The organism is Bacillus nitratireducens, assembly GCF_036320425.1.
GTDB lineage: Bacteria > Bacillota > Bacilli > Bacillales > Bacillaceae_G > Bacillus_A > Bacillus_A nitratireducens.
This window is the reverse complement of record NZ_JAUMJO010000002.1, coordinates 484,039-500,264: the sequence shown is the minus strand read 5'-3', so window position 1 is coordinate 500,264 and position 16,226 is coordinate 484,039. Positions and strand designations below refer to the sequence as shown.

General features: G+C 35.7%; 17 protein-coding genes. 4 read left to right on the top strand and 13 right to left on the bottom strand.

The genetic code is table 11. The features are described 5' to 3' along the window. Positions 1-918, top strand: a 918-nt coding sequence (locus tag Q3V31_RS08905) for a Gly-Xaa-Xaa repeat protein (RefSeq protein ID WP_329764732.1), incomplete at its 5' end; no start/stop codon positions are given. A gap of 81 nt (positions 919-999) precedes the next feature. Here the strand turns inward: Q3V31_RS08905 and hfq are convergent. Both hfq and miaA read right to left on the bottom strand, forming a co-directional pair. Continuing rightward, a complete protein-coding gene (gene hfq, locus Q3V31_RS08900; protein ID WP_000813896.1) occupies positions 1,000-1,224 on the bottom strand; it encodes an RNA chaperone Hfq in 225 nt (74 codons plus the stop codon). A 21-nt stretch (positions 1,225-1,245) separates the two neighbouring features. Next, positions 1,246-2,199, bottom strand: a complete 954-nt coding sequence (gene miaA, locus Q3V31_RS08895; RefSeq protein ID WP_000504933.1) for a tRNA (adenosine(37)-N6)-dimethylallyltransferase MiaA — start codon at positions 2,197-2,199, stop codon at positions 1,246-1,248. A 180-nt stretch (positions 2,200-2,379) separates the two neighbouring features. Here miaA and Q3V31_RS08890 point away from each other — a divergent pair, with 180 nt between their 5' ends. After that, positions 2,380-2,625, top strand: a complete 246-nt coding sequence (locus tag Q3V31_RS08890; RefSeq protein WP_000814433.1) for a hypothetical protein — start codon at positions 2,380-2,382, stop codon at positions 2,623-2,625. A 94-nt stretch (positions 2,626-2,719) separates the two neighbouring features. Here the strand turns inward: Q3V31_RS08890 and entD are convergent, their stop codons facing one another. The 10 genes from entD to Q3V31_RS08840 all read right to left on the bottom strand — a co-directional run bounded on the left by entD (position 2,720) and on the right by Q3V31_RS08840 (position 14,205). Then, positions 2,720-3,652, bottom strand: coding sequence for a cell wall-binding protein EntD (gene entD, locus Q3V31_RS08885; protein ID WP_000734638.1), 933 nt, complete (start codon positions 3,650-3,652; stop codon positions 2,720-2,722). Positions 3,653-3,998: 346 nt separating this feature from the next. Next, positions 3,999-5,855, bottom strand: coding sequence for a PTS fructose transporter subunit IIABC (locus tag Q3V31_RS08880; protein WP_000704648.1), 1,857 nt, complete (start codon positions 5,853-5,855; stop codon positions 3,999-4,001). Between the two features lie 13 nt (positions 5,856-5,868). Continuing rightward, positions 5,869-6,780: a 1-phosphofructokinase gene (gene pfkB, locus Q3V31_RS08875; protein ID WP_000640825.1), complete on the bottom strand. Its 912-nt coding sequence runs from the start codon at positions 6,778-6,780 to the stop codon at positions 5,869-5,871. Further along, positions 6,777-7,529 carry a DeoR/GlpR family DNA-binding transcription regulator gene (locus tag Q3V31_RS08870; RefSeq protein WP_000957281.1) on the bottom strand — a complete coding sequence of 251 codons (753 nt, stop codon included), beginning with the start codon at positions 7,527-7,529 and terminating at the stop codon, positions 6,777-6,779. The genes pfkB and Q3V31_RS08870 overlap by 4 nt, the downstream gene beginning before the upstream one ends. A gap of 157 nt (positions 7,530-7,686) precedes the next feature. Continuing rightward, on the bottom strand, positions 7,687-8,850 hold the full coding sequence (locus tag Q3V31_RS08865) for an iron-containing alcohol dehydrogenase (RefSeq protein WP_001179110.1): 1,164 nt from the start codon (positions 8,848-8,850) through the stop codon (positions 7,687-7,689). A 117-nt stretch (positions 8,851-8,967) separates the two neighbouring features. Continuing rightward, entirely contained in the window at positions 8,968-9,510 is a 543-nt protein-coding gene (locus tag Q3V31_RS08860) for a DUF420 domain-containing protein (protein WP_000228314.1), read from the bottom strand. A 317-nt stretch (positions 9,511-9,827) separates the two neighbouring features. Further along, on the bottom strand, positions 9,828-10,166 hold the full coding sequence (locus Q3V31_RS08855) for a hypothetical protein (RefSeq protein ID WP_002076883.1): 339 nt from the start codon (positions 10,164-10,166) through the stop codon (positions 9,828-9,830). Positions 10,167-10,299: 133 nt separating this feature from the next. Then, a complete protein-coding gene (gabP, locus tag Q3V31_RS08850; protein WP_000360105.1) occupies positions 10,300-11,694 on the bottom strand; it encodes a GABA permease in 1,395 nt (464 codons plus the stop codon). A 286-nt stretch (positions 11,695-11,980) separates the two neighbouring features. Next, entirely contained in the window at positions 11,981-13,198 is a 1,218-nt protein-coding gene (locus Q3V31_RS08845) for a M20 metallopeptidase family protein (RefSeq protein WP_090813348.1), read from the bottom strand. A 113-nt stretch (positions 13,199-13,311) separates the two neighbouring features. After that, complete coding sequence (locus tag Q3V31_RS08840) at positions 13,312-14,205, bottom strand: metallophosphoesterase (RefSeq protein ID WP_001091714.1); 894 nt, start codon at positions 14,203-14,205, stop codon at positions 13,312-13,314. 196 nt (positions 14,206-14,401) lie between these two features. Here Q3V31_RS08840 and Q3V31_RS08835 point away from each other — a divergent pair, with 196 nt between their 5' ends. Next, on the top strand, positions 14,402-15,217 hold the full coding sequence (locus tag Q3V31_RS08835; protein WP_000110533.1) for a formate/nitrite transporter family protein: 816 nt from the start codon (positions 14,402-14,404) through the stop codon (positions 15,215-15,217). 141 nt (positions 15,218-15,358) lie between these two features. Further along, positions 15,359-15,631: an HU family DNA-binding protein gene (locus Q3V31_RS08830; RefSeq protein ID WP_001043903.1), complete on the top strand. Its 273-nt coding sequence runs from the start codon at positions 15,359-15,361 to the stop codon at positions 15,629-15,631. A 20-nt stretch (positions 15,632-15,651) separates the two neighbouring features. Here the strand turns inward: Q3V31_RS08830 and Q3V31_RS08825 are convergent, their stop codons facing one another. Next, positions 15,652-16,131 carry a GNAT family N-acetyltransferase gene (locus Q3V31_RS08825; protein ID WP_000910304.1) on the bottom strand — a complete coding sequence of 160 codons (480 nt, stop codon included), beginning with the start codon at positions 16,129-16,131 and terminating at the stop codon, positions 15,652-15,654. Positions 16,132-16,226: the final 95 nt, after the last annotated feature.

Below are 16,226 nucleotides of genomic sequence, written 5' to 3'. Positions count from 1 at the left end.
CCTCAAGGTGCTCAAGGTAACACGGGTGCCACTGGATCTCAAGGTATTCAAGGTAACACGGGCGCTACCGGTGCCACTGGACCTCAAGGTGTTCAAGGTAACACAGGTGCTACTGGACCTCAAGGTGCTCAAGGACCAACCGGTGCTACTGGTATAGGAGTTACCGGACCTACTGGACCTTCTGGTGGGCCTCCTGGACCTACCGGACCTCAAGGTGCTCAAGGTAACACAGGCGCTACTGGACCTCAAGGTACTCAAGGTAACACAGGCGCTACTGGACCTCAAGGTGTTCAAGGTAACACGGGCGCTACTGGACCTCAAGGTGCTCAAGGTAACACGGGCGCTACTGGACCTCAAGGTGTTCAAGGTAACACGGGCGCTACTGGACCTCAAGGTGCTCAAGGTAACACAGGCGCTACTGGACCTCAAGGTGTTCAAGGTAACACGGGCGCTACTGGACCTCAAGGTGCTCAAGGACCAACCGGTGCTACTGGTATAGGAGTTACCGGACCTACTGGACCTAGCTTCCCAGTAGCGACAATCGTTGTAACAAACAACATCCAACAAACAGTACTCCAATTTAATAACTTTATTTTTAGTACTGCAATTAACGTAAACAATATTATCTTTAACGGCATAAATACAGTTACTGTTATTAACGCTGGTATTTATGTAATTAGCGTATCTATTTCTACAACTGCTCCAGGATGCGCTCCACTTGGAGTAGGAATTTCAATTAACGGGGCAGTTGCTACTGACAACTTCTCTTCAAATCTCATAGGCGACTCACTTTCATTTACTACAATCGAAACATTAGCTGCTGGAGCAAACATTTCTGTCCAATCTACTCTTAACGAGATTACGGTCCCCGCAACAGGAAACACTAACATTCGTCTTACTGTATTTAGAATCGCTTAAATTTCACCATTTATTGTTTATGACAAATAAAAAAAAGAGCGAGAAATTCGCTCTTTTTTTGTTATGTACAGTAATTCATTACTACTCTAGTTCAATCGAAACATTTTTTTGTGGTACAAATGTAGAAATTGCATGTTTATAAATAAGCTGTTGCTTACCTTCTGTTTCCAGTAGGACTGTAAAATTATCAAATCCTTTAATTAATCCACGAAGCTGGAAACCATTTAATAAGTACAGCGTAACGAACGTATTCTCTTTACGGAGTTGATTTAAAAACTGATCTTGAATATTGATTGATTGCTTCATGTCGAATCCTCCTCTTTTTCTCTACTTACTATTATTCGACTTTAGTTGTAACTTTCCTTCTATGTATCGTAAAATTTCTGACGTTTTTTCACCGTCTGTAACATCAAACCATGTGACATCCATCTTATTACGGAACCACGTTAATTGACGCTTTGCATAACGACGTGAATTCGTCTTTAATTGTGATACCGCTTCTTCTAAAGAGACACGATCCTCAAAATGATCATATATCTCTTTATACCCAATCGCTTGAATAGATTGACAATCTCGTATCCCTCTATTATACAATCCTTCTACTTCTTCTAATAAACCTTGGTCCATCATTATATCAACTCGTAAGTTAATGCGATCGTATAGCATTTCTCGATCCATTGTCAAGCCAATCAAGGAAACATCGTATAATAACTCGTTTTCTTGTTTTCCAAGTTGATCACTCATTTTTTCACCCGTCGTGTGGAAGATTTCTAACGCACGAATGACACGTCGCACATTATTTGCATGAATACGCTCCGCGCTTTCTGGATCTACTTCTTGCAATTTTTTATGTACATATTCCACACCACGTTCTAAAGCTAACTTTTCCATTTGTTCTCGGTATGTAGCATCACCAGCATCATCCGTAAACTGATAATCGAATAAAACAGATTGTATATAAAGACCGGTTCCACCAACTATAATTGGCAATTTACCACGCTTTGTAATGTCTCGAATATGTTTACGAACACGTTCTTGAAATTCCGCAACGGAAAATGATTCTTCCGGATCTTTTATATCGACCATATAATGTGGAATTCCATCCATCTCTTCTTTTGTTACCTTTGCAGTACCAATATCCATCGTGCGATAGATCTGCATGGAATCGCCACTTATAATTTCACCGTTCAACGCTTTTGCAAGATCGATACTTAACTTCGTCTTCCCAACAGCAGTGGGTCCAATTATGACAGCAACTTTTTCACGTTGCACTTCTCCCATATCATTCAACTCTCTTTATGTAATGTACTCCATCTATTGATTATACCCAATCTTACCAATTTTAACGACATGATTGCAAGTTCTTTCATTTCGGTAAATGAAATTATAAATAAAAAAAGAACATAGTTTGTCCAATTCTGCATATACATGATAAAAATCGCTCGGAGGGGATGGTTGACTATGAAACAATCCACTATCAATTTTTCAACACTTACAAATGACCTCATTTTGGCTACAGCTACAAAAGAACAAAATTGTTCACAAGACGAATTATACTTCGCCTTAAATTGTTTACTACGTTCTTTTCATTCTACTCTTCAAGAAACAACGTTACATTCAGAAGACACACATACAGAGTATATGCAAACTCAATTTTGCAGCGCATATAAAATTATTACAGGTAAAACAATTTATCCATTTCAATAACCATTCTTTTAGGCGATATTGTTATTACAAAATGATAAAAAGCGGTTGCTTACATATTTTCAAGCAACCGCTTTTTATCATTAATAAAGATAAACTATTTTATAACTTTCACTTTAACGGATTTACGACCCCAACTATCAGCATTGCTATCTGAACCAACTAAAACATCAATACGGTTTCCTTTAATCGCGCCACCAGTATCTCCAGCAATCGCTTCTCCATATCCTTCCACCCACACTTTTGATCCAAGAGGGATTACTTTTGGATCCACAGCAATTACTTTCATATTTGGATTTGCTGTTAAATCATGACCCATCGCAGTTAATACACGACCACCATACGTACCATTCTCACTTGGATGCGCTGTATATGCTGTCGCTTCTACTGTTATTTCGCGTCCACCAGCAGGCTCACTTGTTTCAGTAGATTTCACAACTGGTTTCACAGCTGACTTCTCTTTTGCCACAGGTTTACTTGATTCTACACTCTTAACTGCTTCTTTACTCTTAACTGCCGTATTATTTTTAACCGACGTTTTCACTCTAGCCGGTGCTTCTTCTTGCGTTACCACTTCTTTCGTTTCAATCACAGGTGCCGTTCCTGTTAAAAATGGAACGTGAACATATGCCGCTTTCCCATTATATTCGAATTGTAACCATTCATTTTGAACTTGATTTGTCGTTTCAATCACATCATCTTTATTAAGTTTGCCAATAATTTCAGAGTCAGTATTCGCTCCAGCACGAACATTTAATACGTTCGCCGCTACATAATAAGTACTTTTTGTAAATTCAGCACTTACAAACGCTTCTTTACCATCTAACTTAATTTTTGTCCATCCGTTTTCTGTATTTATCACATCTAATTTATTCCCATTTAACATTTTACCTACAAGCTTTGACTCTACATTTGGGTTTTCTCTAACGTTTAATACATCCGTTGTTACAATCGTTTCCGCTTTCGCAGAACCTACAAAAATCCCAAGACCAAAAACTGCTGCTGTTGCTATACCTAATAATTTTTTCATGAATAGCCTCCATTTGCTTTGTTTTCGTATTTTCATTATAGCAACAGATTTTGGTGATTTTTAGAAATCACACAATTACAAAGCATTCGTAATATACGATTAATGAGCTGTAACATAAATTTCCATATTCATAAAGTGCATTTTCAATAGAATCCCCAATAGTTTTCATATATTTTCCACATAGAAGCATGAGAATTTTTTCCAGAAAAAATTACAGTATTACTGTTTTGTTACAAAAAAATCACGTTTCATTACATCTTTTACCAAAATTCATCATTCTCCAACTATTAACCTACTTTTTTGTAATAAAAAAGGAACAACCCCTATTAGCTGTCCCTTTTATCATTTATTTAACTTTCTTTTTCCAAACACCTATCATAACCGCTGAAACAATCGTTCCAATTAATATAGAGAAAATATATAGCAACGGTTTATTTACTAATGCGATAACAAACAACCCACCATGCGGTGCTGGTAATGTAATTTGGAATAACATAGATAACGCACCCGCAATACTTGAACCAACAACACAACTTACAATTACTCGAACTGGATCTGCAGCTGCAAATGGAATCGCACCTTCTGTAATAAACGAAGCTCCCATAATATAATTTGTTAAGCCAGATTTACGTTCCGCTTCTGTAAACTTCGATTTAAAGAATGTTGTTGCGAATGCAATTGCTAATGGCGGTACCATACCACCAGCCATTACAGCAGAGTGCACTCCAAAATTCTTTGCTTCTATTGCAGCAATACCAAATGTAAATGCCGCTTTATTAATTGGGCCACCCATATCAATTGCCATCATGCCACCTAAAATAAGACCTAATAATATAGCATTCGTTCCACTCAAACCATTTAACCATCCTGTTAACATTTCATTTAATGCTACTACAGGTGGGTTTACTACTTTTTGCATAACAACTCCTGTAATTAACAATCCAAAGACTGGATATAACAAAACAGGTTTAATTCCTTCTAACTGTACTGGTAATCCCGAAAACAATCTTTTCAATCCTAAAACAACATATCCAGCTAAGAAACCAGCAATTAATCCACCTAAAAATCCAGCATTCGCTTGCGCTGCTAAAAATCCACCGACAACACCAGGCATAAAACCAGGTCGATCAGCAATAGAACTTGCAATAAATCCAGCTAAAATAGGTACAAGGAATAAAAAGGCTCCTTTTTCTCCACCGCCAATATTCATTAATATTTCAGCAATAGGACCTTCCGCCTTAATTCCACCGAACATAAATGCTAATGCAATTAAAATCCCGCCACCAACAACGAATGGAAGCATATTACTTACACCGCTCATTAAATGCTTATAAATTCCTAATCCTTTTTCGTTCTCTGTACTTTCTGTCTCCCCATCTTCTTTTATTCCTTTAAAGATTGACGCATCTTGTTTTACAGCTCGATTAAGAAGTGTTTCCGTTTTTCTAATCCCATCAGCGACTGGCACTTGAATGACATGCTTTCCAGCAAAACGGTTCATTTCTACTTGTTTATCTGCCGCAACAATAATCGCTGTTGCGCGTTCAATATCCTCTTTCGTTAAACCGTTCTTTATACCTGTTGACCCATTCGTTTCAACTTTAATTGCAATCCCTAACTCTGCCGCTTTCGCCTTCAAACTATCAGCAGCCATATATGTGTGAGCGATACCAGTCGGACAAGCTGTGACAGCTAATACGTATGGTTCATTCCCTTCTGGCTTTGCCACTTCAACTTCTTCTTCTTTTTCGTTCTCTTTTTCATCAAACAAACGAAGAAGTTCCTCTTCATCTTTCGCTTCTAATAGTTGCTTACGAAACCTTTCATCCATTAATACTGTAGATAGACGCGACAACGTTTCTAAATGAGTATTATTCGCCCCTTCACTCGCAGCAATCATAAAGAATAAATGCGCTGACTGTCCGTCAAGTGATTCATAGTTGATACCGCTTACACTTCTACCAAAACAAATCGCTGGTTGCTTAACAGCTTTCGTCTTCGCATGAGGTATAGCAATACCTTCACCAATTCCAGTCGTACTTTGTGACTCCCGCTTTAAAATAGCTTCTTTAAATTCCACTTTACTATTTAAACGATTTGCGCCGTTTAATTTCTCAACTAATTCATCTATGACAGCTTCTTTATTTGAAGCTGTCAAATTCATAATGACTGTATCCCTTTTTAATAATTCTGTAATTTTCATATGTTGCTTCCCCCTATCGCTTAGCTACAATTACTTGCGACAATAATTCTTCTACTTTTTCCTTTTCACATAAATCAGCTGAAAATGCTGTTGCACTCCCTGTAGCAACGCCATATTGAAATGCCTTTTCAATATCTTTTGTCTGTTCATATTTACCTACAAATCCTGCAACGAGAGAATCTCCGGCCCCAACCGAATTAATTACAACACCTTTCGGAACAGTTGCTTCATATATACCTTCTGCCGTAAATAATAAAGCTCCATCTCCGGCCATTGATACGATAACATGCTCTACACCTTGTTCAACTAATTTTCTTCCATACGGTAAAATATCTTCTACTGTTGAAATCTCTACCCCAAATAACTCACCAAGTTCATGATGATTAGGCTTTATTAAAAATGGCTTATTTTTAATAACATGCTGCAGTGCACTTCCGCTCGCATCTACTACTACGCGAATACCTTTTTCAGCTCCGAACGCTGCGATTGATTCATAAAAAGTAGTTGGGATAGACGCTGGTACGCTTCCAGCTAGTACAATACAATCTCCCTGCTTCATACTTTCAATTTGTTTCATTAATTGTTCAAATTGCTCATTTGTCACAATAGGGCCTTGCCCGTTTAATTCTGTCTCTTCTTGACCTTTTATTTTCACATTAATTCGGGAATCTCCGTCTACTTGAACGAAGTTTGTTGTTACACCTTCCGCCTGTAATACATCTTTAATAAATTGACCAGTAAATCCACCAGTAAATCCAAGCGCTACATTTTCAACACCTAAACGATGAAGAACGCGAGAAACATTAATCCCTTTTCCTCCAGGAAACTTCATATCTTTCTCTGCTCGATTTACTGCGCCTAAATCGAAGGAATTAAGTTGTACTACATAATCAATAGATGGGTTTAAAGTAACTGTATAGATCATTGTTTATCAGCCTCAATTACATTGGTTTGTCTTTTATATTTTTCTAAATCAATTTCTAAATGGTTTGTAATAATATTTGCCTCTTCAACATTGGCAATTTTCGCAAACGCAACTTCTGAAAACTTACTTTCATCAATTAAGAAATATCCTTCGTTGGCTAATGTTAATGCCATTTGTTTTAAAAGCGCCTCTTCTGGATCTGGAGTTGTAAAACCAAGCTGTTCATGTACACCATTCGCTCCTAAAAAACATTTATCAAAACGATACTTCTGCATACTTTCCTGTGCCATAGCACCAATTAAAGCTTTCGTCCTACTCTTCATCATCCCGCCTAGTAAATACGCACGAATATTATTTTCAACTAAAGCTTCAATATGCATAAGTCCATTCGTAACGACTGTAACGTCTTTATTTATTAAAAATGGAATCATTTCAAATGTTGTACTTCCTGCATCTAAATAAATACAATCACCTTGTTCAACAACGCTAGCCGCATACTTGGCAATTTGTTGTTTTATTTGAATGTTTTTGGATGACTTTTCAACCATCGTTGGCTCTTGTCCTTTTCCTGTTAAAACAGCAGCACCACCATGAACTCTTTTTAATAACCTTTGCTTTTCCAATTGTGCTAAATCACGACGAATTGTTGATTCAGAGCTTTCTGTTCTTTCCACTAATTGTTGTAATTTAACAACCTTCTGCTCTTTTACAAGTTGCAATATCATTTGATGACGTTCAGGAGTTAACATTTTATTCACCTCTTCTTTGATTACAGTATAATGAAAACGATCACAAAAATCAACCATAAACATTCACAAATAATCAAAAACAATCAAAAACAGTTATAAACAACAAAAATAAACCCATTTGATATAACAATCAAATGGGTTTATTTACTCGATTCACTTATAAAGAAGCTTTATATATGCTTAAGACATCGTCTTTATTTAATTTTTTAAAGTTACCAAATTCGCCATAAGCCATCGCTTTATCTGCCATTAATTCAATTTCATTTTCCCCAATAGTATAATCAGCTAATGTTACCGGTGCCTCAATTGAAGTCCAAAATTGACGTAACGCCTCAATTCCTTCTAACGCAATTTCTCGATCAGTCTTTCCATCTGTTTCTACATCGAATACACGAATAGCAAACTGTTTAAAACGACTTACATTTTCATCTACAACATGCTTCATCCAGTTCGGGAATAAAATCGCAAGACCTCCTCCATGTGGTATATCATGAACAGCTGAAACTGCATGCTCAATATTATGAGTCGCCCAATCTCCTTTTACTCCCATCGCTAAAATGCCATTTAACGCCATAGTCCCGCAATATAAAATAGTTTCTCTATGCTCATAATTTTCTAAATCACTTAACAGCTTGGGAGCTGTTTCAATTACTGTTTTTAAAACAGATTCACAATAACGATCTTGCAGTTCAGTATTTGTTCCATGATGGAAATATTGCTCTAATACATGTGACATAATATCTACCATACCGTAAATTGTTTGATCCCTCGGTACAGACGCAGTATGAACTGGATCTAAAATCGAAAACTGCGGGAAAGTAACCGGGCTACCCCAGCCATATTTTTCATTCGTTTCCCAGTTTGTAATGACAGAACCAGCATTCATTTCAGATCCTGTTGCCGCAAGCGTAAGCACAGTACCAAATGGTAACGCCTCGCTAGCAAATGCTTTTTTCGTTACAATATCCCACACATCTCCATCGTACTTACTACCAGCTGCAATTGCTTTCGTACAGTCAATTACACTTCCCCCACCAACTGCTAAAATAAATTCAACACCATTATCTTTACAAATTTGAATCCCTTTCTTTACAGTTGATACACGAGGGTTCGGTTCAACACCTGTCAATTCAAATACTTCCGCATTTATATTTTTTAAAATAGAAATTACATTATCATATATACCGTTTCTTTTAATGCTGCCTCCTCCATATACGAGAAGAACTTTTTTACCGAACTGTGGAATTTCAGTTTTTAACTGCTCTAATTGTCCTTTACCAAAAATAAGTTTTGTCGGATTACGAAATACAAAATTTTGCATATCTTTTTACCATCCCTTCTATTTAAAAAGTAACTATACTTTTGTATACCATATTTTTTTCATTTCACAAAAATATTTGCTTAATAAAAAAATCCCAGCCTTTAGGGCTGAGATTTTTTATTGATAATAAGGTGAGATCATTAAGTAAACAATAACACCAGATAAACTTACATATAACCAAATTGGCATCGTCCATCGTACGATTTTACGGTGACGTGTTAATTGATTCGTAAAACCAAATACAAGTGCGAACAATGCAAGTGGTACAATAATTGCCGCAAGGATAATATGTGTAATTAAAATGATGAAATACACATATTTAATGAATCCTTCCCCGCCAAAATGTGTTGCCGGAGCCAAGTAATGATACGATAAATACGACACACAGAATAGCAAGGTCGTTGTGAATGCCGCAAGAATGAAGCCACGGTGCATTTTCACATTCTTTTTAATAATAGAGTATAAAGCTGCTAATAAGAATACGAACGTAAAGCTATTAAAAATTGCATTTAACATTGGTAAAATCGTTACATCAAAATGTAATTCTCCTTCATAGCCAACAGGTCCAAAGAACAAAAATAAAATAATCGCATTTACAATTACAGAAAGCGTTATCACAATAGGAGCATAGCTTTTCTGATTAGTTGATTGATCCACCAAAATGGTCACTCCTCTTCCTTCAAATATGTATACGTAACCTCACTATTTTAACATATTATTCACAGTGTAAATGTGACAATAGTTTGACACAGTAAGACAGAGCAAAGAAAAAAATCCTTCTTAATAAAACTTCTTAAGAAGGATTTTATCGCTTTATTATTTAAATAGCAATGTAATTAGTTTTTGTTGAAAAACGTATTGCTATATGCTTGAAAAATTTCAGACACTTGATATCCCATTAAAGAAATTGCTGTTAATGAAAAGAAACCAATCATAAGAAATCGAAACCACATATAAATCTCCTCCTTGTATTTAGCCTATAAAGCAGTTGCTATATTACAAGTTGAGTGGCACTCTTCATCGTCACTTTCCTTCTTCTTTACAATTGCTGTTATAAATCGAATCATAAAGAAAATAACAAAAGGAAATTGTTCGTAATTTACCTTGGCATAGTTCAGCAGCGGCTCGCGCTGCACATCGAACGGAGATGAGAAGGAATAGAACATACCTTGTTCTTCCATATATACAATTACAATTTTCATACAAAATACTATTCCTAGAAACGAAACAATATCTTGCCATTCTGTCGTATATAACAAGTTATACAGCTCTAATACGTACTCTTCCATCATCATCCCCCCTTCCTTTTTTACCATTTTGCTCGCCTTCGTATAAAAAGTCAAGAAAAAAGTTTATATTCACTATGACAATAGTAATTACTCTTTTCTTTACTTATATATGAATCTTTTCTAGCAATGATTGGATATACCTTTCTTCGAAAACAAAAAATTAAAATTGAACGGGTTCTTTATCCTCACTTTTAGGATTCAAAACCGAACTATTTTTATTTCTATTAAAAATAAAATAAGAAACTATAATAAGAACAGTAACAAGCATCGTTAAAAGTGCTTGTGAACGTAAAGATTCAATTGCAACCATTGCAACTAAAACTGCTATAATAGCGGCAATTGTAACATACGTTACATACGGGAAAAGCCACATTTTCACTTTCAAATTTTGTTGTTCTACTTTCCCCATTTTTTTACGTATCTTTAAATGTGAAACTGCTATAACGAGATAAACTAGTAACGCAATCCCACCAGATGCATTCACTAAAAATAAAAAGACTTTATCTGGAGATATGTAACTAAAAACAACTCCAATATAAGCAAAGAAAGTTCCAAATAAAACTGCCCGAACTGGAACACCACTACTGTTCAATTTTAAAAATGCCTTTGGAGCATCTCCTCTTTCTGCCATCGAAAAAAGCATTCTTGAGTTTGTATATAAACCTGAATTCAAGCAAGAAAGTACAGCTGTTAAAACGATAAAATTCATAATTTGTGCTGCCGCTGGTATTCCTATATGTTCAAGTACCGCTACAAACGGACTTTTTAATATGTTTGCTGAATTCCATGGAAGAAGTGTAACAACTACAGCGATAGATCCAATAAAAAATACGAGAATACGCCAAATTACACTATTTGTTGCTGTTTTTACTGCTTTTACAGGTTCGGCAGATTCACCAGCCGCTACTGCAACAATCTCTGATCCCATAAATGAAAATATAACGACGGTGATTCCAAGCAGCACCGAACTTATACCATTTGGCATAAATCCCCCTTGCCCTACTAAATTTGAAGTGCCAGGTGCTTCCGTTCCTGGTACAAATCCTAAAATCACAGCAAGACCAAGGCATAGGAACAAAACAATACTAATTACTTTAATAAATGAAAACCAATATTCAAACTCTCCAAATGATTTCACTGAAAAAACATTAGTCAACGTTAATAAAATTGTTAATAGTAAGCTTAATAACCATAGTGGGATTTGTGGAATCCAGTATTGAATGATACCAGCCCCTGCTGTAGCTTCTATTGCAATAACAATTACCCAGAAGAACCAATATAGCCACCCAATTGTATAACCCGCCCAGGGACCGATTGCTTCTCGTGCATATGTTGCAAACGAACCACTTGTCGGATTAATAGCTGCCATTTCCCCCAGCATTCTCATAACGAAAATAACTAGAAGTCCTGCTAATGCATATGAAACGATAGAACCTGGCCCTGCTGAATGCACAACCGCACCACTTCCGACAAACAAACCAGCTCCTATTACACCGCCAATTGAGATCATTGTAATGTGGCGTATTTTGAGATCTTTCTTAAGATTTTTATCCAACTCTTGTACATCCCCTTCCAAACTTGATTTTGAAATTTATGTAAGAGTATTATGCGAAAAATCTTGTCCTACACTTTAAAATATATCAAAATATTCTGAATTTAACAATTACAATGCAAGCTCCTACAGAAATTATTACATTAGGTTTAATAATTTTCCATACAAAATTGTTGAGAAAATTATAGATCTATATAACTTTTTGTATAGATTATATTTCGATACTATTTCCACTCAAAAAACAACAATAGATCCCTTTACAACCTATTGTTGTTTTTATTTATGCAAATTAATTTATCGCATTCACATCTAAAGTCTCAAGAAATTCTTTTCCATCTCTTAAATAACTATTCACAAGACTTAAAAGCAACTTCCCACCAACCAACATCGCACGTTCATCAAAATCGAATTGAGGATGATGATGTGGATATGTGGCTCCTATTTCTTCATTACCCGAACCTGTGAAGAAAAATGCTCCTGGCACATGTTCTAAGTAGTATGCAAAATCCTCTCCCCCCATAATCGGTGGTACTTCAATGACCTTTTCTCTTCCAATATCTCGTTTCGCAATCTCCATAAAATGACTCGTTTCATCTAAATGATTTATTAATATCGGATAGCCGCGTTTATATTGAACATTAACTTCAGCATGAAGAGATTGACAAATCCCCTCAACAACTCTTTTAAATTCCTTCTCCATAAATTCTCTCACTTCAGGATCCATCGTCCGAATTGTCCCTGTAAATATAGCAGTATCCGCAATAATATTATCTGCTTGACCAGCATGGAATGTACCAACTGTTAAAACTGCTGATTGAAGTGGATCGACTTTTCTACTCACTAAAAGTTGCAACTGATTAATAACTTGTGTTGCAACGATAATGGCATCTACAGTATGATGCGGCATACCTCCGTGACCGCCTCGCCCTTGAATCTTCACTTCAAAAGTATCAGCTGCCGCCATCATTGCTCCCACTTTCGCACCAACAATTCCTACAGGCATTTGAGAAGATAAATGTGTGCCAAAAACAACATCTACTCCTTCTAAACAACCATCCTCAATCATAGCAATTGCTCCGCCAGGCTCTTTCTCTTCTGCATGTTGATGAATAAGGACTATTTTTCCTGAAAGTTGGTCTCTGTTATCACTTAATATTTTTGCAACTCCTAAAAGTGTTGCTGTATGTCCATCATGGCCACAAGCGTGCATTACGCCAGGAACCTTTGATTTATATGAAACTTTCTTTTCATCTTGAATAGGTAGTGCATCAAAATCAGCACGTAGCGCTATCGTCTTCCCAGGTCTTCCGCCTTCAATTACGCCGATTACCCCTCTTCCCCCAACATCTGTTTTCACATCAATATGAAAACTTTTTAAGATTTCAGCTATTTTTTTCGGTGTTTCTATTTCTTGAAACGATAGCTCTGGGTATTGATGAAAATCTCTTCGCCACGAAATCATTTGGTTATATATACTTTCCAATTCTTTATGCCATGTTTCTATCATAGAAATTCCCCTTTCTTTTTTAACACTTTAAATAAAAGTTACATAATATTCTGTATTTAATCAATAAAAAAGAAAACTTTCTCTGAAAGTCCTCTTACTATTCTAGTAATAGTCTAGTTACTATTTTGCTTCAACACAAATACTGAAAGCTCAGGTACACTCCAAAATCTAACTGGCATTCGGGTTGTCCCAATACCACGATTTACGTATAAATGTAACAGCTTACTCTGCCCTTCTAACTCATACATACCCTCAACATAGCTCTCAGCTAATTTTGTAGTAATTAATGGACCTATAAAAGGAATTTGAACTTGTCCTCCGTGACTATGGCCTGACATTTGAAAATCAACTGGGTAACGAGCTACTTTATCTACAACATCTGGCTCATGTACTAATAGCATATTGAAATCTTGTTGCCTTACATGTTTTAAAGTCGAGTCTATTTGTGGCTTCCCTAATAAAAAATCATCCAAACCTGATATTGTAATATACTTACCATTTTCCGCTTTAATTTTCTGCACTTCATTTACTAACACAGAAAAACCAGCTTCCTCCATATACTTTTTGTAAAATAAACTACCGCCCCCACCTCTATCATGATTCCCAAACACAGCATATTTTCCTAGGGGAGCTTTAATTTTCTGCAAAATAACTTTTGCTTCTTCTCTTTCCGCCTTATAGGATCCAAACTTATCTATTAAATCTCCTGTAAAAACTACTATATCTGGATGTAATTCATTCATCTTCTCCACCAAATTTTCTAGTTGTTTCAATGTAAAATCTGGTCCTAAATGTACATCTGAGAACTGCAATATTTTTTTATTATTAAACTCTTTAGGAATTGTAGGAGCTTCTATTTCATTCCACGTAACTGTTACTAGTCTTCTTTCTATTTCTGTCGCATAGAAGTACAAACTTATTGGTATCATTACTATACTTATGAAACTAATAATACATATCTTTACCATTGATTTTTTTCGTTCTTTTTTTACATGATGCGTATTCATGTTTTCACCTCTAAAATCACTTTAAATCCTCATTGTTACATTAATGTGACAACATGAACAATGTTCGTTATATCCAATTTTACCTCCACTCACTTTGACAAATTTATACAGAAGTCATAACATATTTTTATAATACATAGATTCTTTAAAATGTTTCTTCTATTCATTCCATCATTCTATTAAGGAGAGGTTATTCATGTCTGTATTTACACCAGAAGAAATTACGGAACTTGCTGCTAATTCTGGAAGAAAAAAAGCTCATTTATCATTGCTCCCTATGCTAATTCTCGGTTTTTTTGGTGGTGCTTTCATAGCATTAGGATATTTACTTGATATCCATGTTATTGGAACAATGCCAAAATCTTGGGGATCATTTACTAGTTTTCTAGGTGCTGCCGTATTCCCTATCGGTCTTATACTTGTTATCCTTGCAGGCGGTGAATTAGTAACTGGCAATATGATGACCGTTTCAATGGCGTGGCTTCACAAAAAAATCGACTTATTTCACTTCATACGAAATTTAGTTATTGTTACGTTTAGCAACTTCATAGGTGCTGTATTCGTCGCTTATTTTTTCGGTCACATCGTCGGCTTAACGGAGGGAGCTTTTTTAGCAAAAACAGTTTCTATTGCACAAGCTAAACTACAAGATACACCACTGCAAGCCTTCATTTCTGCAATCGGGTGCAATTGGCTCGTTTGTTTAGCTGTTTGGCTCAGTATGGGAAGTAAAGAATTTATCGGAAAGATTGTCGGTATTTGGTTCCCTGTCATGACTTTTGTTGCGATTGGATTTCAACACGTTGTAGCCAATATGTTTGTCATCCCAGCTGCAATTTTTTCTGGTCATTTAACTTGGGTTGAATATTTTCCAAACTTCATTTTTGTTTTCTTCGGAAACTTAGTAGGGGGCATGTTATTTGTAGCATTACCTTATTTCCTATCTTATAATAAGAAACTACCTTCCAATAAAGAGCAAACTGCATTAAAGAAAAAGTCTGTATCCGCTTAAATTGAATGTCTATAAAGTAGTTCTAAAAAATATTACAAATTTCATTTTTTTTGCGAATATATGTACGTACACTTGTTCTCGAATGTTTTATACGTTATAATAACAACTTAAATAGCATTATTTACATATGAGGTGAAAAACATGAATAAAACAGAATTAATTAAAAACGTAGCACAAAATGCTGAGATTTCTCAAAAAGAAGCTACTGTAGTTGTACAAACTGTAGTAGAATCAATCACTAACGCTTTAGCTGCTGGTGAAAAAGTACAACTTATCGGATTCGGTACATTCGAAGTTCGTGAAAGAGCTGCTCGTACAGGCCGTAACCCACAAACTGGTGAAGAAATGCAAATCGCAGCTTCTAAAGTACCTGCTTTCAAAGCTGGTAAAGAACTAAAAGAAGCTGTAAAATAATGAAAAAATAGCCTTCTCGTTTACGAGAGGGCTATTTTTTTCATTATATAATTAATAAAAATCTGACCATTATGCTGTTTCTTTTGTTCCTTTATGCAAATAAAACCTTTACTTTCAAAGAAAGGTTTTGCTGTAATACTCGCCTCTGTATATATCTCCCTATGCCCCAAGTTTACTGCTTCTTTTTCTAACTTCTGTAGTATGTAGGAAGCTATCCTTTTCCCTTGATAATCTTTATGTGTAAATAAACGATCTACGTAATGCTCATCATTATAATCCCCAAATCCCACTATCACACCGTTATAATCCGCTACATAACTAATATTCTTCTCTAAAGACTTTAACCAGCTTTCTCTCTCTAGTTGATTTGGTGCCCATGCCTGTAGCTGTAACACGTTATAATCTTTTGCATTAATTGTATGAACTGTTTCATAGAATAACTGTAATACTTGTTCTAAATCCTCTTTATGGAATGTTCTAATGATCATATCTTTTAACATATATGAACCTCCTTACTAAACTATCATTTAACTTTTCTACCATCTAGTATTCAATATTTCTGCTTTATTATATCTTTTTTCTTTCTATATAAACA